This window comes from Bacillus sp. SORGH_AS_0510 (assembly GCF_030818775.1).
Taxonomy (GTDB): domain Bacteria; phylum Bacillota; class Bacilli; order Bacillales; family Cytobacillaceae; genus Neobacillus.
Window position 1 is genome coordinate 4,690,054 of sequence record NZ_JAUTAU010000001.1, and the last position, 26,195, is coordinate 4,716,248.

The window sequence follows — 26,195 nt, forward strand, 5'->3', positions numbered from 1 at the left end:
CACCTTTTCTTTTTAAAATGGACTTGGGATTTCTCTGTTACGGTAAGTGGATAGTCTTCACATGCTCTATATTATGGTTTATGGTATCCCCGTCAGCAGAAATCAATTGCAATTGGTTATTTTGAACATCTTGCAGAAAACCAAGATTTTCTTTATTGACGCCACCATCTATAATTACGAATTGATTCCTAATTCTTTTGCATTGCTCTCCAAAAGATCTGGCTAAAGGAACCGATGTAGAATGAACGTGCAGGGACTGAGCACTTTGTGAATAGGGTGTAGCTTTCTCAGGATAGGGGATGATCCATTTTACATGATTCAACGATACAAACATTGTCTTGTACAATGGTGAGTTAAAAACAAGATAGTCATTCATAATACTTGTAACATATCCATGTATCGATTTATTCCCTGATACATACACTTCTACGAACCGACCTTTTGCATTTGTTAAGATATTGCGAAATGAAAGAGTCAAGGATTCTGCTTTAATTGGTTTTTCACCGGGAGGAGCATATCCTTCATTTTCTTCTGTTCTTATTTCTTTCCACCGCTGTATATGGCCCACTGGAATGTAAAGAAAAGTTTGGTTTCTTCCGACGTAAATCACAACGATGTCCAACCCAAAATCTATTACCATCCCTCTTATGATATGCCCTCCTGAAACCTCAATCTCTATATTCTTCCCTATCAATACTTGAAAATTACTCATATTACAACTCTCCTTACTCATTCATTATTGAAGTGCTCCTCCAAAAATCCAAGAAACCCAATAGTATAGAACAACTAATGTAAATAAAGTAGCAGGCGGAATGACAACAGCTGTAACCTTAACATATTCCCACCATGTAAACTTGACTTTCCCTTTCCTAATAATATGCATCCACATCAGTGTAGCCAGAGTTCCCATTGGAAGTAGCAAAGATCCCATGTCACTTCCTATGACATTTGCTAAGTAGGCTACCTTCAAGGTAAGCATGTCTAGCCCCATATTCGTTAATGTGAGAGTTCCAACCATAAGTGCTGGGTGATTATTGAAAATATTAGAAAGAATGGATAATAGGGTCCCCATCATGACGCTCGCATGCAGCAAACTACCTGAAACCATCGGTCGCATGAAACCAACTAACCAATGGGTTAGACCGATATTATTCAGGCCATAAATAATGACATACATACTAAACGCAAATACGAGGATATACCATGGAGTCTTTTTGATCATATCCAGAGGTGGAATTTTTAAATATAACCATCTCCATCCTAAAAGTACAAGAGAGCCAATAACCGCCATTGCAGGAACTGGAATCCCTATATAGGAAGCGACAAAAAGACTGATTCGAACAGCGAATACAAACAGAAGCACATTTCGCATGAACCTTGATCGTTCTTTATCGGAACTATAACGTGGTCCAGGTCTTAACGGATGGTAGGAAGAGTGTGATAAGCCACTTACATTAGAAGGAATCTTTTTAGGGAGGGTTTTTCTAAAATATAAGAACAATAGAAAAACTAAGAACAGAAGCCCAAGTGTGGCTGGGACAAACATCATTGCTGTATGCAGATACAAACTCATATGCACGATTTTTAATGCAATCAGGTTCACGATATTACTTACTCCAATAGGTGCACTTGAAGCAGTAGCAATTAACCCTCCTGACAATAAATAAGGTATTTTTTGATGGTTCTTTAACCCCATATTGTTAAGGAGCATGACCAATATAGGGGTGGTAATTAAGATACTGCCATCATTGTTAAAAAACAGGGTCATAAGAAAACATAAAAGGTTGACATACCAGAATAAGCGGATACCTGACCCCTTTGCTTTAGCTGCAAGTTTCTCCGCAACCCAGTTAAAAAATCCAAAACTCTCTAAAACTATCGCCATGACAATCGTGGCTATTATGGTAATTGCGGCACCGCTTATGGTTTCCGTAATGATCCCAAGGTCCGTTAGCGAGACACTGCCGCTTAGTAAAACAACTGCCGCCCCGGCTGTTGCTGGAATTGCTTCATTAATTCCCCTTGGCCTCCAAAGGATAAAAATGAGTGTAGTAATAAAGGATAGAATGGTGATCCAAACCATTGGTTGAATGTACATGATTTTCCCCTTTTCTATTAGCTAGTTATTCATGATGTTATATTGGGCAATCTTCCTCTTACACCAAGTTTGTCCGCCCTTGTCCCTCCCTTCCATTTATCCCTTTGTATTTCTGTACTCCATGTATATGTATCTTAAATAAGACAGGCTCTAGGTTTGTACCCTTTTTCCGAGCAAATCCACAATAATCTAGATACAAAAAAGGTGTCAGGCACCATAAAAGGACATTTGTCCATCCATGGTGCCTGACACCTTCCATATTATTAATAATTTTGAAGAGGCAATCCTTCATTAGGTTTTGGAAAAAGCCTTTCTATTTGTGCAACATCCTCCTCTGCTAATTCCCAGCCCAATGCATCTAAATTACTTTTTATATGGTCTATTTTTTTAGCTTTCGGAATGGTCACCAGTCCTTCTTTCCTGAGAACCCAGTTTAACGCTACTTGATGGGCCGTTTTACCATATTCTGAAGCAATCTTATCTAATGCCGCTCGCTCTTTTGTTCCCGTCCCTGGGAACCCCTGATTACCAAAAAACTGTGGAGCATATCCAAATGGGGAGTAGCCCATAACTGTAATTTTATTCTGCTGACAATAAGGAAGGACATCGTTTTCAATCCTCCGGTCATTTAAATGATAGCCCACTTGGTTGCATGCGAGCAAATGAATGCCTAGTTTCACCTGAGCTTCTTCTAGTAATTCCGGAGTAAAATTGCTCACTCCAATATATTTTACCAGTCCCTTTTCTACTAGATAGACCATTGCTCTCATGGTTTCCTCTACCTCATACTCCTTGCTCGGCCAATGCTGGAGATACAAATCAACATAGGTCGTCTTCAATCTTTCTATGCTTGCCTCAGCTGCATCAATCACCCCTTGATAAGAGCAATGTTTCGCAGAAACCTTTGTCGTAAGAAAGACATCCTTCCTACAATCTTGAATGGCTTCACCCACAATCCTTTCTGCTCCTCCTTTTGCATACTCCTCCGCTGTATCAATCAAGGTCATGCCATGTTCAATTCCAAATCGTAATGCTTTAATTTCTTCCTTTGCTTCTTGCTTATCTTCCCCATATTTCCATGTCCCCTGCCCAAGAACAGGAATGTGAACCTCGGTTCTTCCTAATTTTCGATACATCATCAGCTGTTATAAGATTTCCATAAATGCTTCAGTTGAACTTCATCTTCGTCAAATTCTAAAAGAAAGACATCAGGGTTACTAAGATTCTTCCATTGATCAAATCCAAAATCAGATTGATAGTTGTTCAATAATAAAGACATTAAATTACCATGTGTAACAATAATAGAGTTATCTGCTCGACCATCCAGAAGGTCTTCTACTACACTTACACTTCGAGCCATTGCTTCTCGACTGGACTCGCCTCCATCGAACGTTACATCTAAATCATTGTAGGTGGCTTGTAGTTTATCCATCCAATCCTCCAATACCTTCGTACTTAGGACTCGCTCAGATAACCGTTCGTCTGTCTCCACTTCGACCTGTTTCTGTTCAGCTAGAGGCTTTACGGAATGAATCGCCCGCTCAAATGGACTGGAGACGATGCGATCGATACTTATAGTTGAAAAAAACTCCGCCAACTCTGCCGCTTGTTGAACCCCTTTGTCCGTTAAGCGAGCTTCCCTTGGCTGCCCCTCTGCCTCACAATGCCTGACCACAAAGATTTTTTTCCCCATATCGCTCATCTCCTTCTACTCTTTCATTGCTTTTATTTTTTCATCAAGCAGTTTAAAAGCCTCTCTAACTCTCTCTTTAGGTACTGCCCCATATCGATCGCCTATACTCACCTCGAAGTAGCATTCCTTCTCACTGACCTCTCGCAAATAGCTGGTCAATCCAACACCGGTTTCCTCATAAACAGCTAAAAGAATAGGTTCCAGCGCTTGTTTCGAAACGCTAATATGTACATGAAACATATTAGAAACCGGTACTGCCGGATTGGTTTCAACCGCATGGCATTGATGATAAAGTGCAGCCAGTTCCTTGGCCTCCTCCAAATACTGTGCCATTTTTGAAATCCTTTGCTCAAAATAATAGTCCGCACTGATTATGTAAGGATATAGACTAATTAAATCCCCGCCATGCCGTCTTTTCCATACTTTTGATTTTTCCGTAAAGGCCTTTTCACCCGTTAGAATGGCCCCGGCAATGCCCCCGATCCCCTTATAAAAGGATATATAAACACTATCAAAAAGTGCACAGATTTCTGCAGCCGACTTTTGATAGTAAGGGACAATCTCAAATAGTCTCGCCCCATCAAGATGCAATTTGATTCCTTTTTCACGGCAAAAAGCTGAAATGACTTCAAGTGTTTGATAATCAGGCAATTGCCCCCCAATTTCACGCTGTGGTAATTCTAGCAATAAACACGCAATCTCCTCATCCATACCGACAACGTCTTCTAGATGAATGACTCTGCTTTTGTCGGCCAGCAACACAGGCTCGATTTGATGAAGCTCCTTTAGAGCATGTTCTTCGTGAATTTCTAAATGACTTAATGGATGATAGGCAACTTTTTTTACCCCTTTTTCATCACACCAAATCCGTAAGGCAATTTGCTGTGCCATCGTTCCACTAGGAAAAAATACAGCCGCTTCTTTCCCTAAATAAGCCGCCATTTTTGCTTGAAAGTCCTCAATAATCTTGCCATTTCCATACATATCACTTTCAAGATCATCAGCTACATTCGCGAAGGCTTCTTGTAGAACCTTTACATCTCGATTTCCGTGTCCTGGTAATGGATATTCTGTCTGTTTAAAAGCCTCCAATAAAACGTTCAGTTCACTCATTGCCTGTTTCTCCTCTCATCTATCCAATATAAAAAATTAAACCAATCGGTAAATTAAAAAGCGCTCGTTAGGATTCTTTTCATAAACAAATGGCAGGACTACTTCATCAATCCATTCAAACGCTGTTTCCTTTTCTAAAAAGTAAATATACTCTTCGGCTGGATAATATAAAACCAGCTCAATTCCCCTCGGTGACTGTTCATAGGAACGCAAAATATTATGAACAATCTTCCGAAACACTTGAACAGAAAATGGATTAAAAAAGTAAAAACGATTATCCACCGGCTGCACATTGTACTCCTCTGCCAAACAGCAAAGAAAGTGAACCTTCTCCCTGTTAGTCTTTTTTGAATAAGTTTTTTGATTTTGAACAGCAGCCTGATAAAGCTCCTCATCCATTTCCACTCCGACCACCGAAGCACCGAAGAAATAATGGATATAAAAATTAAGTCTCCCTTTTCCACAGCCAAAGTCGACTATATGGTCACTATTTTTCAACTTATAGTTTTCAAACAATACCTCTAGCGCACTATAAGGGGTAGGCTCATAACGATGATAATGCAAGGATTTGTGAAATCCCTGTTGCACCTCTTTCGTTTTGATGTTTAGTAATTTATCATAATAATATTCCTTCATGGATTTCTCCTAGCTATTAAAACTCTTAAAAAATGGTTCTCTTTTCATATTATCCCATATCAAAGAAGGAAAATGGAGAACCATGTTGAAATGTAGAGTAAATCGTTTTAAGAAAAGCGCAAGCGCCTTGATCAGCCCCGACAGGCAAATGTTCTTCGGCAAGAAAAGTCCGCCTTTTGACTTTTATTGCCGAAGGTTATTTGACCCGAGGGGGCTAGGCGCTGGAGCTGGACAATTCTCGAAGTCGAATTTTATACGCTTATTATGAGTAAGGAGCTGACGCCCTTTTGAAAATAAAAAAAATCCTAAATAACAATGCGGTTGTGGTTTCAGATAACAATGAAGAAAAAATTGCGATTGGGGCAGGAATCGCCTTTCAAAAAAAGAGAAATGACATAATAAACGTAAATAAAATTGAAAAGCTTTTTGTCATGAAAGAGAACGAGAAATTTCAACAGCTATTGCTTCAGATTCCTGAAGAGCATTTTGCCCTCGCTGAGGAAATCATCACGTACGCAGAGGAAACACTTGGGTCAAAATTAAATGAGCATGTTCATATCGCTCTTACTGATCACTTATCTTTTGCAATCGAAAGGGTCCGGGATGGGATCATTCTAAAAAATAAATTATTTCATGAAATTAAAACCCTTTATAGAAAAGAATTTGAGATCGGCACCTGGGCCGTGAAACATATCGAAAAGAAAATCAATGTCAAAATGCCGATAGATGAAGCAGCCTATTTGGCACTCCATATTCATACCGCAAAGCTGCAAGGCGGCGATATGAAACAAACACTAAGGCAAACCGCAATAATCGGAGAAATGATTCGGACAATAAAAGAATGCCTAAACGTAACGATTGAAGAAGACGACATTTCGTATCAACGGTTGCTGACCCATTTGCGCTTTACGCTGTCTAGAAGCAGCCATTCTGGGCAGCCTGTCATGGACAACGAGATGCTGACCATGATCAAAAAGAAATTCGCGTTTTCCTATCAATGTGCTAATAAGGTTGCAAAATTACTCACAGACCAATATGGCATCCATCTTCCCGAACACGAACTTGGGTACATCACTATCCATATTGAAAGATTAAGAAGCTTATAACAGCAAAAAACGCTTAGACGAATGGGAAGTCTAAGCGTTTTTCCATACCACATGGGTATTTATTTTTTGCGGATCTTCATGATTTCATCCGCTACGAACTGGACATTCGTACCCACGATGACTTGGATGCTTTGTTTTCCAACGATATTAATCCCTGGAACACCCGTACCTTTAATTTTCTTTTGGTCCACTGCATCCATATCTTTCACTTCTAACCGTAAACGTGTTACGCAGTTATCAACAGATACGACATTGGCATCGCCGCCTAATCCTTCGTAAATCTGTGCTGCCATCACTGCAAACTTACTTTCACCGGTTGCAACACTTACTCCAACAGCCTCATCTTCATCTTCCTCACGGCCAGGAGTCATTAAGTTAAACTTAACGATAATGAAGCGGAATAAGAAGTAGTAGATCACCGCAAATACGAGACCTTGAAGAATTAACATATATGGCTTATTAGCAATTGGAATCTTTAAGCTCAGCACAAAGTCAACTAAACCTGCACTAAAACCAAAACCAGCTGTCCAATGGAACGCTGCTGCAATTGCTAATGACAAACCTGTTAAAACCGCATGTACAAGGTAAAGCATTGGTGCAACAAACATAAAGGCAAATTCAATTGGTTCTGTTACGCCTGTAAAGAAGGCCGCAAAGCCTGCTGCTAACATTAAGGAAGCTACTTGCTTTTTCTTCTTTGTTTTTGCTGTATGAACCATCGCTAACGCTGCAGCCGGAAGACCAAACATCATGACAGGGAAGAATCCTGCTTGGTACATTCCTGTTACGCCCTTTTCCCCTTTACTCGCCCAGAAGTTACCAATGTCATTGATTCCAGCCACATCAAACCAGAACACGGAGTTTAACGCATGATGTAATCCTGTTGGGATTAATAAACGGTTGAAGAAACCATATATACCAGCACCAAGTGCACCTAATTTTGAAATTCCTTCCCCAAATGAAACCAATCCTGTAAAAATAACCGGCCATACGAAGAATAATACGGCAGAAACCACCAGCATCGATACGGCCGTCATAATTGGCACTAACCGTTTGCCACTAAAGAATGCTAGCGCATCCGGTAATTTCACATGACTAAAGCGATTAAACATAGTCGAAGCGACAATACCTGAAAGAATCCCCACAAAGGCATTTCCGATTTTTCCAAATGCCGGGTCCACCTTCGTTGGATCAATGCCTTGTAACAAAGCTACGGTATTCGTTGAAAGCAATGTCGTAACAACGAGATAGGCAACCAAACCGCTGAGTGCCGCCGACCCGTCTTTTTCCTTTGCCATCCCAAGTGCTACCCCAACTGCAAATAGGATTGGGATATTATCAATAATCGATGCCCCTGCTTTAATTAAGAATGCAGCGAGCGCACTATCTGACCCCCAGCCAGATGGGTCAATCCAGTAACCGATACCCATTAAAATCGCAGCAGCTGGTAAAACAGCTACAGGAAGCATTAAGGAACGACCAATTCTCTGTAAATATTTTTTCATTACCTTACCCCCTCTTAAAATGTCGACCTACTAACAAAACAACTAATCATACAAAATACGAACAACTAAAAATAAAATAATTTCCTAAAAAGATGCACAATAGCCGCCGTTTTGTCAGTTCACTACCCCCGCCATCACCTCCTTTAAGCTTCTGTAATAATAACAGTTTCCCCTATAGTCCCCTTTTTATCTTGCGTAAATCGGTACTGCTTGCCACTTTCATGGCTGTTGGTAATCACAATGGGTGTTATGATGCTTTTTGCACGTACTTTAATCGTATCCAAATCAACCTTCATCAACAGCTGACCGGCAGCCACTTTATCCCCCACATTGACCGCTACAGTAAATCCTTCTCCATTTAAGGAAACCGTTTCGAGACCGACATGAATAAGAATTTCAGTTCCGTCTACTGCACGGATTCCCACCGCATGCTTCGTGTCTGCAACAAGGATCACGTTGCCCTTTACAGGTGAAGTTACCTTCCCCTCTTCTGGGACCATTGCGATTCCTTCCCCCATCATCTTTTGACTAAATACCGGGTCTGGAACCTCGCTAAGCGGTATGATATCTCCATTGACTGGTGCGAAAATGGCTAATTTCTCTTTTTTAAAAATATTAAATCGCATTTCTTCTTACTCCTTTTTAAAGGTTAAATGTCCACTAACCTATTATTATCTTACGGTCCTGCATTACCTGCTAGTACTAAGAAAAGTGCTTGAGCTGGACAATTCTCGAAGTCAAACTTTTTAACAAATGGCTCTGTTAAACTTGCCTGTTGATTTCCGCTCCAGGTTCGAGCGGTTCGTGGGTGTTTCGGCGAGCCTCCTCGACGCAAGCGTCTGCGGGGTCTCCCCTGAACCATACTCCCACAGGACATTGAATAAGCTTCATCGAATCTACACCGCACGAAGGAAATGCGATAGCATTTTCGAGGATCTTCGTACCTTCTGCTCCAATCAACAAGATGTATAAATCAACACAGTTCTTTAACACAGCCTAACAAATAAAAAAGGCATGGGGGTACAATAAAAGGACACGAGAATGCCTTTCATTTTACCACCATGCCTGATCGGATCAGTAACATGTGATCATATTTAATAATAACTACATCATATCACTTATCTGCAAAATTACAATATGTAAGCGCAAACATTTTTATAACGCTATGAATTTCTCAATAACTCATGGATGATTTTTTCACAGATTTCATGAGATTTAAGTGCATCTTGTGCAGTAATTCCTGGAGTAGAATTGGTTTGAACTGCCTGGACAAAATCTGCCACCATTTGCTCAAAACCTCGTTTAAACAAGGTGGGCTCCCAGTCACTGCTTCTGACTTCAATGGTTTCCATCCCTTTTGAAATAACCAGCTTTGACACATTATAAACGGTTCTTTTCTCAAGCGGTCCCATTACCTCAGCGATTTCTTCGTTCGTCCCATTATCACGATTCATGATGCCAATGGCCGATCTGCCGTCACCTGCTATAAATTGCGCTACTACATGATAAAGGGTGTCGCCAACCATCCTCCCGTTAACTATTAACTTTTCAATAGGGTACGGAAATAAATATCTCAACGTATCAACCACATGGATAAAATCATCATATATAAAAGTTCTTGGCTCCCCTGGCAGCGTTTTACGGTTTTTTTGAACAACAACCATATTCGGCTCGGCTACCCCTTTTAATTTCCTATAGGACGGGGCATACCTCCGATTAAATCCAGTCATGAGAATAAGGCCCTTTTCCTCAGCCAACTCCACAAGCCTTTTGGCTCCTTCGTAATGGTCGGAAATGGGCTTATCAACAAACACATGAATCCCACGATCTAAGAGTGCCTCTACGATTTCCTCATGAGAGGCGGTTGAGGAGTGAACAAATGCCCCGTTAATGCCGCTGTTCATTAAGGATTCCAGGTCAGCATGCAGCTGGTCAAAACGATACTGGCTGCAAATTGCCTTTAGCTTTTCTTGATTTCTTGTGTAAAAATGAAACTCAATCTCTTTCATACTGCTGTACACTGGCATATACGCTTTTTGCGCAATATCGCCAAGACCAATGACCCCTAATTTTAGCATTTGTTTCCCCTCCTGCTTATCCTCTGTACCTGATAGCTAGTCCTTTTAAGAAATTCCTAGCATATTTGTCACCGCATTCTTTATAATTTTTATGACCCTCTTTTCTTAATAAAGCACTTAATTCACCTTTAGTGATTGTGACCCCAGCACTTGCTAATATATCAATGATGTCTTCGCTCGTTAACGATAGGGCGATTTTTACTTTCTTTAAGAGAATATTATTCACACTTTCTTTAGAGAAGGCCGGTTTCTCAGGTTGTCCGGGCTTTGTCTCTTGCCGTCCTCTTTTAAAAATAATAAAGCCATTTAAAAATGATTCTAACATCTTATTGTTGCATTTGGTGACGTACTCACTGTCCATATCCTCATCTTCACTTGATTTTGTCAGGATCATACGCACTTCATCTTTTGTGACTTCCACCTCGCCAAGCTTAAAGATCTGTACCATATCTGTATCTTTAATATCGAGAGCATATCTCAATCTAACTAATATATCATTATTTTCCATCTAAATTCCTCCATCTTTCTTCTACTTTCTCTCCAGTTACTTCAGACAATTATAGCAGAAATACATATGTAAAAAAAAATGCTTTAACAGTTCATAGGAAGTAACACATTTTTTTCGTAATCATAAAGTGTTTTTGAATGTTGAAAAAAGTGAATGGATGATCGACCAGATATTCAATAATTGGTATTGACTGTAACCCTGCGAAATTTTTGCTTAAGGGAGAGGAAAAAGTGACTGATATCAAAAAGAAACCAGCCATCTCAATAATCACCTACGCCTTCAATGTGGAAGACTATATCAGAGGGTGTGCAGAAAGCGTCTTAAAACAGACGTTTACAGATTTTGAATGGGTTGTTTTAGATAACGGGAGTACCGATAAAACCAGTTCCATTCTGGAAGAATACGCGAGGAAAGATAACCGAATTAGGCTGTTTCGCAATCAAAAGAATAGCTACCTGCACCCAGTAGCGCTTAACTCCGACTTTGTAGACTATGAGGAAAACCTAACTTCCGAATACTGGTGTGTAGTAGATAGTGATGATTTCCTACATGCCGATTTTATGAAAGAGCTTTATTATGCAGCGAAAAAATACGATGCCGATATTGCTGTCGGTGGTACAGAAATGTTTCATGATGAAAATCCTAATATCCGTTCCAACCGCTGTCCCCCGGACTTTTATTCAAAAGATATAACTAGGTTGGGTGACATGCTTCCGCAAATTTATGGCTGTTTTCGACCAATGTGGGGTAAATTGTTTAAGGTTTCAATAGTAAAGAAACGCCAGGAATATCGTAAAAAATTTCCTATTAAACTAACAAACGGAGCAGACACAGTATTTTGCCTGGATTGCTTAAAGTTTTCCAACTCTGTAGTAGGGGTTAATAAAGTACTTCATTATTACAGAATTAGAAAAAATTCTTACTATAATACCCAAGTAGATGATATTAGATATCTAGATTATAAAGTCATTTTTGACCAAAGCAACCAACTCCTGCAAAGGTGGAATAAACTTAACACAACTACGTTAACATTTATTACCCAAGTCCTCTATTTTTCTATTAAGGACTGTATGGATATCGCAGCAAACGCTGTATCCATTCCCCCGAACGAGAGAATTGCCGTCATTGAAACCATGTGTAATGATCCGATGTTATTCCGTACGTTTGGAGATAGCGGATTAACCAACAATTTTATTGCAGAAACACAAAGAGTAATTGAAAAAATTATGGATAACGTTTCAGAGGCTGATTTTCCAATTGTTATTCAACACTATATGTACAGACTTTTCACATCGATTCGGATGGCTAATTTCCCTTTATTAAATCAGCAAAGTAAACTGCATACATTTTTATTATATGTATCCTCCATATACGACGAAAAGAATAAGAACCGGTTTGGATCCGTCTTACTATACAGTTTCCTTAAATTAATCGGCAAAACAGATTTGTCTGACCTTGAATCTGCTGGGATTAAGACCGAGTTCTTGGTTTCCAACCCGGTTTTGCTTCGTGAGTTGGTCAATTCCAGGTTTGAACATGCTATCCAGATCTGTGAAGAGCATTCTGTAGATGCGAACTATAACCATCTCAGTAGTGTACTCCAGCAAAATTGCGAACAAATAAGGAAACCAATATATTCTGCTAACGAATACCTAAGAAAAGCTTTGCCTGATCAAAAGATTGTGGAAGCAATAGAATGGATGACAAATAATCTAACCCAGTGGCCGCTTGATAAAGAGACCTTTTTCTATAGGTTATACCTTTTAACCCTTCAGGGGGATGTACGGACCGCTTTGGAAACTGCGGAGACCATACTTGTGTTTTTCCCTGATGATAGCACCGCATCGATAGTCGTTGCTCAAACACTCGCCTTGGTGGGACAAAAAGAGCGAGCAAAGGACATTCTAGAAAATGCATTGAGCAAGTGCGTAAATGAAACAAAGCGGCTTGAATTAACAAATTTAATAAAAAGCTATTCTGCTTGAGCGGAGGTTAAAAGGAAAAATGAAGGTTGTGATTTTAGCCGGAGGATACGGGACCCGAATCAGTGAGGAAAGCCACTTGAAACCAAAGCCGATGATTGAAATCGGTGAAAAGCCCATTCTTTGGCATATTATGAAGATTTACAGTCATTATGGATACAACGATTTTATCATTTGTCTAGGATACAAAGGGTATGTGATTAAAGAGTTTTTTGCGGATTATTACTTGCATACGTCAGATGTAACCTTTGATTTTGCAAATAAAAACATGTTAACCATCCATAACAATGTATCGGAGCCGTGGCGTGTCACATTAGTCGATACAGGTCTAGACACCATGACAGGCGGTCGAATTAAACGCATTAAGGAATTCATTGGTTCAGAACGATTTATGCTAACTTATGGTGATGGTGTATCTAATGTGGATATCAAAGCCCTTGAAGCCTATCATGTACAAAATGGCGGTTATGCTACACTTACTGCGATTCAACCCGGCGGCCGATTTGGTGTTCTTGGCATTGATGATACTACCAATCGAGTTGAAAGATTTGAAGAAAAATCATTAGAAAGCGGCGGCTGGATTAATGGGGGATTTATGATCGTTGAACCTCAAGTATTTGATTATATTCAGGGGGATTGTACGATTTTTGAACAAGAGCCATTAGAAAAAATAGCAGCAGAAGGAAAATTGCATGCGTATAAGCATCAAAGCTATTGGCAGTGTATGGATACCCAGCGTGACAAAGTAATACTTGAAAACCTATGGAAGGAAAATAAGGCACCATGGAAGGTGTGGTCATAGATTCTACTTATTAAATGAGGTGTTTTTGTGATTCCTAAAATCTCCAAAGAAGATATGGCATTTATCTTTCGTGCCCTATCAGATACAGATAAGCAAAAACTAAAGGATTCAACGATATTCATAACGGGCTTTGCTGGTTCATTGGGTTATTCTCTATTACATTTTTTTGCTGAGTACGGAGAACAGCTTTGTATAAAGAAGGTCTATGGGATTGACAATTATATGTTCGGCAAGCCCAAATGGGTAGACCGAATCTCTAAGAATGAACTGTTTGATTTACGAGAGCTTGATGTTATTTCCTGCGATTTTACCAGCTTTAGTGATGCAGATTTGATTTTTCACATGGCATCGCTCGCATCTCCAGTTTATTACCGCCAGCATCCTATTGAAACGATTGATGCTGATGTCACAGGCCTTCGCCGACTGTTAGACTTTTACAAAGACAGATCACTAAAGGGCTTTTTATTCTACTCCAGCAGTGAGGTTTATGGGGATCCGGACCCAGCTTACATTCCCATACCTGAGACTTATTGGGGCAACGTGAATACATCTGGCCCAAGAGCATGCTACGATGAGTCAAAGCGTTTCGGAGAAACGCTCTGCTACAATTTTGCCAACCAATATAAAATGCCAATAACGGTTGTACGCCCCTTCAATAACTTTGGTCCAGGAATGAGGATTAATGACCAGAGAGCTGCAGCTGACTTTGCAAAATCTGTCATAGATAATGAAGATATCATTATCTATTCAGATGGAAAACCCACACGTACCTTTGATTATATACCTGATGCCACCGTTGGGTATTTAAAATGTGCTCTTTATGGGAAGTATGATGTGTTCAATATTGGTGCGGACAGTCCTGAACTATCCATCTTTCAACTGGCCGAAATGTTCCAAAAAATTGGCCGTGACCTCACAGGTTATAGGGGCAGTATCCAATTTCAAGCTCATTCTGACAAGCATTATTTGACCGATAATCCCAATCGCCGTTGTCCAGAAATAAATAAGGCAAAACAATTACTTGGTTATAACCCCCAAATCCATATTGAAGAAGGGATTAGAAGATATCTGCAATATTTAAGTGAATGTGACCGGAGTGAATTTGAATGGTAAGAGGATGTTCTAAAGAGCAATATGTCGAAAGGAGGCTTTCCTTATGAGATATACAATTACCGTTATAGGACTTGGGTTCGTTGGGCTTACTACCGCTTTGGCTTTCGCAGAAAAAAATAATTGCGTTTATGGAATCGATATAAACCCCGATAGGCTGGATACCATTCGGTCTGGAAACCTTCCTTTTGCTGAGCCTGGTCTTGACCAGGCCCTTCTCCGACACAATAATAATAATTTTTCAGTGACTACTGATGTAAAAACAGCCGTAAAAAACAGTGAATTCGTCTTTTTATGTGTAGGGACACCAGCAGGAGAAAAGGGAGAAACCGATTTAACATACATCTTTTCCGCCATTGATCATATTTCTTCAGTTCTGCACGATGGAAAATACAGAGTCATTGTTATCAAATCTACTGTTCCTCCATCAACAACTTTAGAAAGAGTAATTCCCTATTTACAGAAAAAAGGCTTATCCGTAGGTGAAAGGTTCAGTGTTGCAAATAATCCGGAGTTTTTACGAGAAGGAAAGTGTTGGGAGGATATGATGAATGCCGATCGCATCGTCTGCGGTGTTTGTGATCAAAAGGGGGAAAGCATGCTCCGTTCGTTATATAGCAGATTCAGCAGCCCCTTCTTTTCAGTATCCTTAAATACTGGCGAATTTATTAAATATTTATCCAACACACTGCTTGCAACAATGATAAGCTATGCAAATGAAATGTCTAAGGCTGCGGATGCTATTGGGGACGTTCAAACGAAAGAAGCCTTTCAAATCCTGCACATGGATCGCCGGTGGGGCGGTTGCGAAATGAAGAACTATGTTTATCCCGGCTGCGGATACGGAGGATATTGCCTTCCGAAGGATACGCAGGCGATGTATGCGCAGGCTTTTTCAAACGGATATGAGCCCACAATCCTTAAACACGTTATTTCAGTGAACGAAACCATGCCACAATATATGGTGGATAAAATTATTCGTATTACCGAATTGTCCGACACGATCGGTATACTAGGATTATCCTTCAAACCAGATTCAGATGATGTTCGAGATAGCTCCTCAGCAAAAATCATTTCCCTATTGCTTCAATCTGGATATAACAATCTATTTGCTTTTGATCCATTAGCCAATAAAGCTTTTGCGAAAGAATATGAATTCGAACAAATCAGCTATTGTGATAGCTTAGAAGAAATATATAGGAAATCGAAGGTGCTTGTTCTCGTCACAGCTTGGAAGGAGTTCGCTAGTTTAGACAAGGATGACCCAAACAAGACCATTTTGGATTTTCGATATTTTTTATGAGGTACATTAGAAAATATAACTCTACATATTTATGTAGAGTTATTTAGCATATCTTCTTATTGTGAGGCTAATTTACTATAAATGGCCGCTAACTGTTTCATCGGTTCTTTGAATAGTTTATTCAATTCATACGCTTTTTTATAATGATATAATCCTTCATCTAATCGATTTAATAGGATGTAACAATGTCCTAATAAAAAGTGAGACTTTTCGCCGTTTAACCCTTTTTGATACGCATATTGGGGGTTTTCCCTAGTAACAAGACACTGATGGAACAAACCTATGGCACGGGGATATTCTTTTAATTGATAATGACATACGGCTTTCCAATATAATAAATCAATAAAATCAGGGAAAGAGCTTAACCCTTTATCTAAGATTTCAATTGCTTCTTGATTTTTTCCGGATGCTACTAAGGCACCTGCGAGATTGCGAAACAAACTGGGTACCCAAAGTTCATGTTTTCCCGTAAGCTGATCAAGGGAAAGTCGAAATTCTTTGATTGCTTGGTCATGTTGTTTTAATCTAGAAAATTCTGTTCCTAAATTAAAATGGGCAAAGGAAGATTTAGGGTATCTCTCTACTTCGGCAAGAGCAATTTTGAGATTCCGATCACTTTTCTTCTTTTCCTGAACAATCTTATCGGAATACCCATAGTGATGAATACGAATGGGGATGATCACTAATGGTTTAGATGGATTCTTATTAGTAATTGAAGGTGAAATTTGTTCATGAAGCGCCCCTCTAAACCGATACTCCTTTCGATTCCTCCATAATCTAACACTTGGGAAAATCAGAGCATCTCCGGGTGTCTCATCCTTATGGTTAATAACCTGTAGCAAAAAGGCTTCTTCTTGAGTACTAGAAATTATAGTAAGTAATTGTTGAATATCTTGTTTTTCTATCTGCTCATCCGCATCCAAGTGTAGGATCCAATCACCCGTCGCATGTTCCAATGCCATATTTCGTGCTTTTGAAAAATCATCCTCCCAAGGGACTTCCGAAATTATCGCACCATATTGTTCGGCAATTTGAATTGTACGATCCGTTGATCCTGTATCTACAATAATGATTTCATCTATAAAAGATTTCACACTATCTAAGCATAAAGGTAAGAATTGTTCTTCATTCTTCACAATCATACAGAGGCTCATTTTTGGCTTTTGTTGTCCGTTCATTTTTGCACTCCTTAAACCAATAATTTAGTTTCCCGTAATCGCCAATATCGTCCTTATATATAATGCATAGGTGTTTGAAATTGCTATGGGTGATTGTCCTTTACGCAGCAGTATCATCCACTACTAAAAAGGATGAGGCTGACTCATTTGCTTTTGAGTCAGCCTCATCTTAATTTTTGTACAGCATTTAATTTTCTTGATATTCCTCTTTTTTGTAATCTATATTCCTGACATTCCTTTGTCCTTGAATTCCATATTTTTTAAGAATTTGTTGGTTTTTTATATTATTTACTGATACTTTGCTTGCATTGGTACTATATCGCTTGCCTCCACAACCACATCCCATAAACTCCACCTCCTTAATTCAATCGCAAACATGCACACTATAGTAAATGCAAGTGGAGGAACTCTTGAAAGGGACAAATTATTCAGCCTATCAATTGATTTTTTTACCTTAATAATAAAATAAATAGGTACTTCCTAAGAGGAGTTTTCTGATTAATGAACAAATCGGATGAAAATGCATATATAAAAGTATCAAGCTGTGAAAGGAAGAGGAAATTGCCTAAAAAACCTGGGAAGCACTCTCCCAAACCCGAAAAAAAGCGGAAAACTGAGCACGATAAGAATAACTCATGTGCGGCTTTCATTGATGAAGAAATATCGATTGAAGCAAAGGTAAAAGTTTGCCCAGATGTGTCCATCGGGAAAGTGACAATAAAATGCTTAGAATCCTCCATTGAACCCTGTTCGAAACATAAAGATTCTTCATCTGAAGAATGTACCCTCTATGTCAACCAACTGATTCGTGTGAAAATACCCGTGCGATTCAGTGCAAAGGTCAAAGCGGAAGAGCGTGGAATAAGCTGTGAACTACATGAATCTGATGAATCTTCGGATGAATCGTCCAATGAATCAAGTCATTTTGCCGTTGAATCATCTGATGAGTCGAGTGATTTCTCCGATGAATCTTCTGAAAGTTCTTCATAACTTATTGAAGAATGAAAACATTGGTTTGGTTTTTGCCAATGCTTTCATTCTTTTTTGTGATGATTCGCACTAAAGAACCCAAGTTTTATAATTTAATGAATTGTCCTAGTACAACAATCCATATAGGTGAATGTAATATATATAAAAGATTAGAAAGGGAAGGATCATATGGGAGAAAATCTAGATTTATTTTTTGACGACAACAATGAAGAGCAAGGTGGCTGCGATAGGGAAATTAAGAAAAAAGTAAGTGTAGTAGCAGGGGTTAAAATACACCCGATTGTCGAGTTAGATGAATGTAAAATTGAAATAAAATGTTGTGGACCTCTTGTTAGGAGAGATAAAAGGAAACACTCGAAAAAAAGGAAAAGGTGTGAGTTTATCGTTGAGCAAAAGCTTTGCGTGAATATTCCCATCCACTTTGATGCTGAGACTGAAGTGATTCCTCTAGGAATTGTTTGTAATCCTGATATGTGTGATTAAACCATTCTAGACGAATTTAGGCTGCTTGTCCTTAAAAAATGGTGTAAACAACTAGTACAAAAACTAGCAAATTTGAATTTACTATATTGAAAATAATTGAAAGGAAGTGTTTTTAAATGCCAGATCCATGTACTCAAACAATTAATGTGAGAGTAACCGAATACGCTGAGTTTACCGTAACTCCTAGTATTTCTGTCGGTCCTGTTACTACTACTTGCTTAGGGAGTTTTACGATTGTACCTTCTATTCCTGAAGGTTTATTCAACGTATGTACCTTCGTTGTATCACAGGATATTTGTGTAGAATTTGGTGCAACATTTGACGCAACTGTTGGAACAGGTGCAACTGCTATCTTCTGCGATGGTCCTTGTACAGTTGAAGCAGGCTGTGTGTTTACACGAGGTTTCTATGGTTCCGCCCCAGCTGGTATGTCTTTAGCTGAAGCATTAATTGATGCTAATCCAATTTTCTTAGGCTTAGCAGGTGAAGACAATCTTACTGTAACGGTTCCTGACTTTGCTACAGCATCACTAGTTTTCGGTAATGAACCGCCATTACCAGCCCCTGTGCAACCAACTTGTCCAACTAATACTGTAGTACAGTTTAACCAATTATATGCACAACTTCTTACTGCACAGCTAAATGAAAGATTATTAGACATGCAAGGTATCAGTCTAGCAGAAGTTTGTCCAGGTGCTGCTTCTCTAATTGAAAATGCCAACATTTTACTCGCAAATGCAGAAACTCCTTGTGGCAGCGCTGCTGATGTAATCGCTGCTGAGTTACTCCAAGCTCAGTTAAACCTATTCAATAACGGCTCCCTACCTGGTTGTCCTATTCCACATTGCACTGAACCACCTACTATCGGCTAATAAAACATTATGTTTTGAGGAAAAAAACGCCCTCCCATTCATTGGGAAGGCGTTTTTTTCCTGATTCTCTTTTCCAGCTGCTATTATTCATCGTAATTTCAGCCACGCGCAGCATTCCACATGCGTAGTCATCGGAAACATATCCACCGGCTGGACTTCTACAGTCTTGTAGCCCCCGTCTTCTAAAATCCGCAAATCCCTTGCTAATGTCCCAGGATTACAGGAGACATAGACAACCCTTTTCGGCTTCATCTCAATAATCGTTTGTAGCAATGCCTCATCGCATCCTTTACGCGGTGGGTCCACCACTAGCACATCGGCCGTATTCCCTTCCTTGTACCACTTTGGAATCACAACCTCTGCTTCACCCGCAGCAAACTCTGCGTTTGTGATCCCATTTAAATTTGCATTCCGCTTCGCATCTTCAATCGCCTCAGGAACCACTTCTACGCCAAATACCTTCCGAGCTTTTTGCGCTAAAAATAACGAAATCGTTCCAATCCCACAATAGGCATCAATGACATTCTCTTCGCCACTTAGATTCGCATATTCCAACGCTTTGTCATACAAGACCTTTGTCTGTACTGGGTTCACCTGGTAGAACGATAGAGCAGAAATCGCAAATCTCACATCGCCAATGTAGTCATAAATGACTTCATTCCCCCATAAAACACTAGTCTTCTCACCCATAATCACATTCGTGCGTTTCGAATTCACATTGTGGACAATCGACTTCAATTTAGGCAATCGCGCAACCATTTTTTCAACCAGCTTGTTTTTCTGCGGAAGGTCAGCAGTCCTAGTGATAATTACCACCATCAGTTCCTCTGTTTGCTTGCCGTAGCGCGCCATAATATGCCTTAGTACACCTTTATGGGTTTCCTCCTGATAGGCAGTAATACCAAGCTCAGAGCAAATTTCCTTCACTACCTGGACCGCTTCGTTTATTTCAGGCAATTGAATAAGACTCTCGTCGGTATCGACAATTTCATGGCTTCGCGGCTTGAAGAATCCAGCAATCAGTTTCCCATCTTTCTCCCCAACCGGTACCTGTGCTTTGTTACGATAATGGAATGGTTCTTCCATACCTAGAATCGGATGTACCACGACATCCTCTAATTTTCCGATGCGGGTTAGGACTTGCTTGACCTGGTTTTCTTTGTATTCCAGCTGTCCTTCATAGCTGATGTGCTCCAGCTGACAGCCTCCGTATTTATGTTTTTCCTCGCTTGGAATATCCACACGGTAAGGGCTTTTTTCGTAAAGCTCCATCAACCGGCCAATTCCATACCCTTTACCTGTCTTTATCACCTTAATCTTTGCTTTTTCACCAGGCAGACCGTTTGGAATGAATATCGGATAGCCATCGACCTTTGCTACGCCTGCCCCGTCATGGGTAATATCTTCAAAAACCACATCTATATAATCGTTCTTGTTTACCGGTAATGTTCTGCTCATGTACTTCTTCCTTTACTCCGTTTTTGACTAGAAGAATTGTATCACATTATGAAGGAGAATACGAAATAGGGTCACATTTCGGGGTTGTTTATGTTAAAATTTTCCTATATTCCTACTTTGCTTATGAAAGGGGCCCTTATGAAAAAAAGAAATTGGCTGTACCTTTGCTTGATTGTTATTTTGTTTAGTGCAGGATGGTATGGATATCATGCAGCCACTGACGATACTTATGAAGGCATGTCTGTCATTCCTGAAAAAACAAAAGACATTCCCCTATATCCTGGATTAGAACCTACAAGAAGTAACTATGTAATGGAAGGAGACTCTTGGCGAGAGGTTATTGCGTTTTATGAAAAACAGCTTCCTAAGCATGGCTGGAATATACGTATGAAAGGTTCCTCTCTTGATGATGAGGATCCTAAAAACGATTGGTCAGGGGCTTATACTGAGTGGACCAAAGGAGATTTTGAATTACGTGTTGGGGCCAGCTATAATCAGTGGGAGAATCAGACAGAGGTAATATTTGACCGGAATCCCATTCTACACTCAAGTGTATGGATTGAGCAGGTACCTGCAAGCCTATGCATTCACGACAATGCATTACGGTCAGACTGCGAGAAGGTGACTGACCCTAGTGAGATACAGGCAATTATACAATTTATTAATAATGCTTATGATTCAAAAGAAAAAGCACCTTCTTATAAAAATGAAGGCAGAATCGACTTTGGAACCTTTGATGTTTACTTTTATTATGAAGAGGACGAGGAGATTATCCTTTGGTCAGAGAAGGGTGTGAAAATAATGAAACCTGAGCCGGAGTTTTTGGCATTTTTGAAGATGTCATCCTAGTTTTTCCCTCTATCATCAAGGTTTTTTTAAGTTTACGGACTTTAAGACTCTTCCTTATCGATTGGACCTCCTCTTTTTCTTGCTTTACGGGTGTTATGAACCCCTCTTATCGACCGGTCTCTCTCTTTTTCCTTGCCCCACGAGCGTTATGAAACCCTCTTATCGACCGGTCTCTCTCTTTTTCTTGCTCCACGGGCGTTATGAACCTCTCTTATCGACCGGTCTCTCTCTTTTCCTTGCTCCACGGGCGTTATGAACCTCTCTTATCGACCGGTCTCTCTCTTTTACTTGCTTCACGGGCGTTATGAACCTCTCTTATCGACCGGCCTCTCTCTCTTTCTTGCTCCACGGGCGTTATGAAACCCTCTTATCGACCGGTCTCTCTCTTTTTCTTGCTCCACGGGCGTTATGAACCTCTCTTATCGACCGGTCTCTCTCTTTTCCTTGCTCCACGGGCGTTATGAACCTCTCTTATCGACCGGCCTCTCTCTTTTTCTTGCTTCACGGGCGTTATGAAACCCTTTTATCGACCGGTATCTCTCTTTTTCTTGCTCCACGGGCGTTATGAACCTCTCTTATCGACCGGTCTCTCTCTTTTCCTTGCTCCACGGGCGTTATGAACCTCTCTTATCGACCGGCCTCTCTCTCTTTCTTGCTCCACGGGCGTTTGAAACCCTCTTATCGACCGGTCTCTCTCTTTTTCTTGCTTCACGGGTGTTATGAACCTCTCTTATCGACCGGTCTCTCTCTTTTTCTTGCTCCACGGGTGTTATGAACCTCTCTTATCGACCGGTCTCTCTCTTTTCCTTGCTCTACGGGCGTTATGAACCTCTCTTATCGACCGGTCTCTCTCTTTTCCTTGCTCCACGGGCGTTATGAAACCCTCTTATCGACCGGTCTCTCTCTTTTCCTTGCTCCACGGGCGTTATGAAACCCTCTTATCGACCGGCCTCTCTCTTTTTCTTACTCCACGGGCGTTATGAACCTCTCTTATCGACCGGTCTCTCTCTTTTCCTTGTTCCACGGGCGTTATGAGCCTCTCTTATCGACCGGTCTCTCTCTTTTTCTTGCTTCACGGGCGTTATGAACTTTAATCATCATCCACCTCTCTACCATATCTGAAAAACAAAAAGACGCCCTTCTCAGGACGCCCTATTAATTATTCCTTCATCGCAGCTACTTTTTCTTTGACCTCTTCAATATTCTTCATTTTGTTATCCCAGCACTTCTGGCTTAGGTCAACCGGATATTCTTCTGGATTCATTATCCGCTTGTATTCTTCCCATAATGCATCTAAATTTGCCTTTAGATAATCGCGGGATTCCTCTATGCGTGGCAATTCATAGACAAGGTCGCCATCAACAAAAATATCTTCATGAAGCGGTTTAGCCGTAAAGTTGGTCACCACTTTATTAATATAAGTATGAGTAGGATGGAACATTCTCAGGCGCTTTTCTGGAAGCTGCTCATCCTCCATCGCAATATAATCTCCCTCTGCATGGTGGTTTGTATTATTTATAATACGATAGATTTTCTTTAGCCCTGGAGTGGTTACTTTTTCCGGGTTAGAGGAAATTTTAATCGTATCCTCCAGTTCACCCTTGTCGTTTTCAATACAAACGATTTTATAAACAGCACCAAGTGCAGCTTGATCATAAGCTGTAATCAGCTTCGTACCGATTCCCCAGCTATCGATTTTTGCCCCCTGAGCCTTTAAGTTGATAATCGTATACTCATCCAGATCGCTTGATGCGTAAATTTTGGCATCCTTAAATCCAGCTGCGTCTAACATCTTTCTAGCTTCCTTGGAAAGATACGCAAGGTCACCACTATCTAAACGAATCCCAATAAAGTTGATTTGATCTCCCATCTCTTTTGCCACTTTAATCGCATTAGGCACACCAAGACGGAGCGTATCATATGTATCAACTAGGAATACACAGTCCTCATGGGATTCTGCATATTTACGAAAAGCCAAATATTCATCTTTATAAGCTTGAACCATGGAATGTGCATGCGTACCGGCTACTGGGATCCCAAACAATTTACCAGCCCTTACGTTACTTGTTGCTTCAAAACCAGCAAGATAAGCGGCTCTTGTTCCCCAAATAGCTGCGTCCATCTCCTGAGCACGTCTTGTCCCAAATTCCATCGCTACCTCATTGCCTACGACCTGCTTGATTCTCGATGCTTTGGTTGCTATTAATGTTTGGTAATTCACAATGTTAAGCAAAGCTGTTTCAATTAACTGGGCTTCTGCCAAAGGTGCTTCTACTCGTATAATGGGCTCATTGCCAAAAACGAGCTCGCCCTCTTTCATGGCGCGAATGGTTCCAGTGAAACGGATATTCTTAAGATATTCAAGGAAATCTTCTTGATACCCTACTTCATTTTTCAAATATTCAAGGTCATCTTCTGTAAAATGGAAATCCTTAACATACTGAATAACCTTCTCAAGACCAGCGAAAACAGCATAGCCATTTCCGAACGGCAGCTTGCGGAAAAATAATTCAAAGACCGCACGTTTATTATGGATTCCATCTCTCCAATATGTCTCTGTCATATTAATCTGGTATAGATCCGTATGAAGAGTATAACTATCATCTTGATAAATGTGTTTCATAATTTCCCTCCGGAATACTATTACAGCTTTTCACTATTACACACAATAATATCATTAAAAAGATTATTTCACCATAGCGCCTAACGATTGTTCAAAATGACCGAGGGCCCAATCATGTCCTGCCTGATTAAACGAAGCCACAGCGTCTTTATAAATAACGATTTTAAATCCTTTATTATACGCATCCACGGCCGTATGGAGCACACAAATATCGGTACACACACCAACCAAATGAACCTCTGTTATTCCGCGCTCTCTTAATTTGATTTCTAAATCTGTACCAGCGAATGCAGAGTATCTTGTTTTATCCATAAACTCTACATTGTCACGGTCTTTATTCTTCTCATATACTTCTTGTAATACACCAAATAAGTCTCTGCCGGAAGTACCCCGTAGATTATGCGGAGGGAACAATTTTGTTTCGGGATGGAATTCATCACCTTGATCATGAACATCAATAGCAAAGACAACATAATCGCCTTTCTCAATAAACTCTTTCGTTATTTGTATAATCTTCTGTTCAATCGCCTGACCAGGTTTCCCACACGTAAGCGCCCCATTATCGGCAACGAAATCAATTGTATAATCGATATTGATCAATGCCTTCATATTCCACACCCCTTAAATGTCTTGACTACTGTCTACAAATCATTATATACCCTATTTCTAGAGCCAATCCGGTTTTTCCTCCTACAAAACCAACCAAGACTAATAAAAAAGCTCGCTCCTAAGGAACGAACTCTTGTTAGCTATATCTTTTACCCGATTCCCAATCTGTCGGGCGGTCATTCGGACGAATATGGTCAAGTGGGACAAACACTTCTAAATGACGGTACAGATTTTCAAATTCAGCTGGCAGCAGCCCGCCGAACTCACCGTCTAAATTCAACTGTACCCTGTCATCGGAATATACTTTAATCCGATTAGCTTGCGTGTAAATTACATTAGGGTCATTCACATGCTCGCCACGTACAGCTAAAGTAGAGATTCGAATAAACTCAGCCAAGTTAACCTTTTTCAAAATTAACAACGAGAATAATCCATCATTAATAGAGGCATCTGGCGCAAGTTTTTCAAATCCGCCGATGGAATTGGTCAAACCAACAAGGAACATCATCGCTTCCCCTTCAAACAGCTTTCCATCATATTCAAGCTTCAGGTGAGACGCTTTAATGGAAGGAAGCATTTCCATTCCTTTTAAGTAGTAGGCCAGCTGACCGAGCATGGTTTTTAACTTGCTTGGAACCTCATATGTAAGCTCAGTCATCCTTCCCCCACCGGCAATATTGATGAAATACTTGTCATTAATACGCCCGATGTCAACCGGAATCAAGTCACCTTTAGTAATAATATCGACAGCAGATAGAATATCCCTTGGGATATGAAGCGCACGGGCAAAATCATTCGTTGTTCCTGCTGGAATAATTCCTAACTTCGGACGGTACTCCTGCTCAGCCAAGCCATTGACTACTTCATGAATGGTTCCATCACCGCCGGCAGCAATGACCACGTCATACTTGCGCTCGACAGCTATACGCGCCGCATTCGTTGCATCACCTGCTCCAGTTGTGGCATGACAAGAAGCTTCAAAGCCGGCTGCCTCTAGTTTCATAAGAATTTCCGGCAGTTGGCGCTTGATCAATTCACGTCCTGATGTTGGATTATAAATTAGTCTTGCTCTTTTCATTATCATCATCCTAATTTTTTTAAATAACACCGACTCTGTTAATTCTATATTCTACCAATTATTATACTCGCTTACAAACATATTGCGAGACCATAAATTCTATTCTCTCTCCAGAGTCCAT

25 protein-coding genes are annotated in these 26,195 nt (G+C 40.2%); 9 read left to right on the forward strand and 16 right to left on the reverse strand.

The genetic code is table 11. From position 1 onward, the window contains the following. Positions 1–37: 37 nt before the first annotated feature. The 6 genes from QE429_RS23755 to QE429_RS23780 form a co-directional block, all read right to left on the reverse strand. Positions 38–712 carry a DUF2642 domain-containing protein gene (locus tag QE429_RS23755; protein ID WP_307290520.1) on the reverse strand — a complete coding sequence of 225 codons (675 nt, stop codon included), beginning with the start codon at positions 710–712 and terminating at the stop codon, positions 38–40. 24 nt (positions 713–736) lie between these two features. Next, a complete protein-coding gene (locus tag QE429_RS23760) occupies positions 737–2,098 on the reverse strand; it encodes an arsenic transporter (protein ID WP_307290522.1) in 1,362 nt (453 codons plus the stop codon). A 263-nt stretch (positions 2,099–2,361) separates the two neighbouring features. Beyond that, positions 2,362–3,237: an aldo/keto reductase gene (locus QE429_RS23765; RefSeq protein ID WP_307290524.1), complete on the reverse strand. Its 876-nt coding sequence runs from the start codon at positions 3,235–3,237 to the stop codon at positions 2,362–2,364. Next, on the reverse strand, positions 3,237–3,791 hold the full coding sequence (locus QE429_RS23770; RefSeq protein WP_307290526.1) for a histidine phosphatase family protein: 555 nt from the start codon (positions 3,789–3,791) through the stop codon (positions 3,237–3,239). The genes QE429_RS23765 and QE429_RS23770 overlap by 1 nt, the downstream gene beginning before the upstream one ends. Before the next feature lie 15 nt (positions 3,792–3,806). Further along, a complete protein-coding gene (locus QE429_RS23775) occupies positions 3,807–4,904 on the reverse strand; it encodes a threonine aldolase family protein (RefSeq protein WP_307290528.1) in 1,098 nt (365 codons plus the stop codon). Positions 4,905–4,940: 36 nt separating this feature from the next. After that, positions 4,941–5,540 carry a class I SAM-dependent methyltransferase gene (locus QE429_RS23780; RefSeq protein WP_307290530.1) on the reverse strand — a complete coding sequence of 200 codons (600 nt, stop codon included), beginning with the start codon at positions 5,538–5,540 and terminating at the stop codon, positions 4,941–4,943. Positions 5,541–5,827: 287 nt separating this feature from the next. Here QE429_RS23780 and QE429_RS23785 point away from each other — a divergent pair, with 287 nt between their 5' ends. Then, positions 5,828–6,646 (forward strand): PRD domain-containing protein, encoded by an 819-nt coding sequence (locus QE429_RS23785; RefSeq protein WP_307290531.1) that lies wholly within the window; start codon positions 5,828–5,830, stop codon positions 6,644–6,646. A gap of 59 nt (positions 6,647–6,705) precedes the next feature. Here QE429_RS23785 and nagE read toward each other — a convergent pair whose 3' ends face one another. The 4 genes from nagE to QE429_RS23805 form a co-directional block, all read right to left on the reverse strand. After that, positions 6,706–8,151, reverse strand: a complete 1,446-nt coding sequence (gene nagE / locus QE429_RS23790) for an N-acetylglucosamine-specific PTS transporter subunit IIBC (protein ID WP_307290532.1) — start codon at positions 8,149–8,151, stop codon at positions 6,706–6,708. A gap of 143 nt (positions 8,152–8,294) precedes the next feature. After that, positions 8,295–8,777: a PTS sugar transporter subunit IIA gene (locus QE429_RS23795; RefSeq protein ID WP_307290534.1), complete on the reverse strand. Its 483-nt coding sequence runs from the start codon at positions 8,775–8,777 to the stop codon at positions 8,295–8,297. Positions 8,778–9,314: 537 nt separating this feature from the next. After that, a complete protein-coding gene (locus tag QE429_RS23800; protein WP_307290536.1) occupies positions 9,315–10,229 on the reverse strand; it encodes a Gfo/Idh/MocA family protein in 915 nt (304 codons plus the stop codon). 16 nt (positions 10,230–10,245) lie between these two features. Beyond that, complete coding sequence (locus QE429_RS23805; protein ID WP_307290538.1) at positions 10,246–10,737, reverse strand: YehS family protein; 492 nt, start codon at positions 10,735–10,737, stop codon at positions 10,246–10,248. A gap of 230 nt (positions 10,738–10,967) precedes the next feature. Here QE429_RS23805 and QE429_RS23810 point away from each other — a divergent pair, with 230 nt between their 5' ends. From QE429_RS23810 to QE429_RS23825, 4 genes are read left to right on the forward strand one after another with little or no spacing between them, the layout of a single operon-like run. After that, a complete protein-coding gene (locus tag QE429_RS23810; protein WP_307290540.1) occupies positions 10,968–12,722 on the forward strand; it encodes a glycosyltransferase family 2 protein in 1,755 nt (584 codons plus the stop codon). A 19-nt stretch (positions 12,723–12,741) separates the two neighbouring features. Then, positions 12,742–13,521 (forward strand): glucose-1-phosphate cytidylyltransferase, encoded by a 780-nt coding sequence (gene rfbF / locus QE429_RS23815; RefSeq protein WP_307290542.1) that lies wholly within the window; start codon positions 12,742–12,744, stop codon positions 13,519–13,521. A 27-nt stretch (positions 13,522–13,548) separates the two neighbouring features. Continuing rightward, positions 13,549–14,634 carry an NAD-dependent epimerase/dehydratase family protein gene (locus tag QE429_RS23820; protein ID WP_307290543.1) on the forward strand — a complete coding sequence of 362 codons (1,086 nt, stop codon included), beginning with the start codon at positions 13,549–13,551 and terminating at the stop codon, positions 14,632–14,634. Between the two features lie 43 nt (positions 14,635–14,677). Further along, on the forward strand, positions 14,678–15,934 hold the full coding sequence (locus tag QE429_RS23825; protein WP_307290544.1) for a UDP-glucose dehydrogenase family protein: 1,257 nt from the start codon (positions 14,678–14,680) through the stop codon (positions 15,932–15,934). 56 nt (positions 15,935–15,990) lie between these two features. On the opposite strand, the gene QE429_RS23830 is transcribed toward QE429_RS23825, so the two are convergent. Next, positions 15,991–17,112, reverse strand: a complete 1,122-nt coding sequence (locus QE429_RS23830; RefSeq protein WP_307290546.1) for a glycosyltransferase — start codon at positions 17,110–17,112, stop codon at positions 15,991–15,993. A 187-nt stretch (positions 17,113–17,299) separates the two neighbouring features. Further along, complete coding sequence (locus QE429_RS23835; RefSeq protein ID WP_307290548.1) at positions 17,300–17,458, reverse strand: hypothetical protein; 159 nt, start codon at positions 17,456–17,458, stop codon at positions 17,300–17,302. A gap of 155 nt (positions 17,459–17,613) precedes the next feature. Here QE429_RS23835 and QE429_RS23840 point away from each other — a divergent pair, with 155 nt between their 5' ends. The 3 genes from QE429_RS23840 to QE429_RS23850 all read left to right on the forward strand — a co-directional run bounded on the left by QE429_RS23840 (position 17,614) and on the right by QE429_RS23850 (position 19,457). Beyond that, positions 17,614–18,102 carry a hypothetical protein gene (locus QE429_RS23840; RefSeq protein WP_307290550.1) on the forward strand — a complete coding sequence of 163 codons (489 nt, stop codon included), beginning with the start codon at positions 17,614–17,616 and terminating at the stop codon, positions 18,100–18,102. Between the two features lie 168 nt (positions 18,103–18,270). Then, positions 18,271–18,585 (forward strand): hypothetical protein, encoded by a 315-nt coding sequence (locus tag QE429_RS23845; RefSeq protein ID WP_307290552.1) that lies wholly within the window; start codon positions 18,271–18,273, stop codon positions 18,583–18,585. A gap of 116 nt (positions 18,586–18,701) precedes the next feature. Continuing rightward, entirely contained in the window at positions 18,702–19,457 is a 756-nt protein-coding gene (locus QE429_RS23850) for a hypothetical protein (RefSeq protein WP_307290554.1), read from the forward strand. A gap of 87 nt (positions 19,458–19,544) precedes the next feature. On the opposite strand, the gene rlmD is transcribed toward QE429_RS23850, so the two are convergent. After that, a complete protein-coding gene (rlmD, locus tag QE429_RS23855; RefSeq protein WP_307290555.1) occupies positions 19,545–20,915 on the reverse strand; it encodes a 23S rRNA (uracil(1939)-C(5))-methyltransferase RlmD in 1,371 nt (456 codons plus the stop codon). A 138-nt stretch (positions 20,916–21,053) separates the two neighbouring features. Here rlmD and QE429_RS23860 point away from each other — a divergent pair, with 138 nt between their 5' ends. Further along, positions 21,054–21,764 carry a hypothetical protein gene (locus QE429_RS23860; protein ID WP_307290557.1) on the forward strand — a complete coding sequence of 237 codons (711 nt, stop codon included), beginning with the start codon at positions 21,054–21,056 and terminating at the stop codon, positions 21,762–21,764. Between the two features lie 1,159 nt (positions 21,765–22,923). On the opposite strand, the gene QE429_RS23865 is transcribed toward QE429_RS23860, so the two are convergent. From QE429_RS23865 to QE429_RS23875, 3 genes are all read right to left on the reverse strand, one after another. Then, positions 22,924–24,387 carry a nicotinate phosphoribosyltransferase gene (locus tag QE429_RS23865; RefSeq protein ID WP_307290558.1) on the reverse strand — a complete coding sequence of 488 codons (1,464 nt, stop codon included), beginning with the start codon at positions 24,385–24,387 and terminating at the stop codon, positions 22,924–22,926. Positions 24,388–24,450: 63 nt separating this feature from the next. Continuing rightward, positions 24,451–24,996 carry a cysteine hydrolase family protein gene (locus QE429_RS23870; RefSeq protein ID WP_307290559.1) on the reverse strand — a complete coding sequence of 182 codons (546 nt, stop codon included), beginning with the start codon at positions 24,994–24,996 and terminating at the stop codon, positions 24,451–24,453. 136 nt (positions 24,997–25,132) lie between these two features. Then, positions 25,133–26,074, reverse strand: coding sequence for a diacylglycerol kinase (locus QE429_RS23875; protein ID WP_307290560.1), 942 nt, complete (start codon positions 26,072–26,074; stop codon positions 25,133–25,135). Positions 26,075–26,195 lie beyond the last annotated feature (121 nt).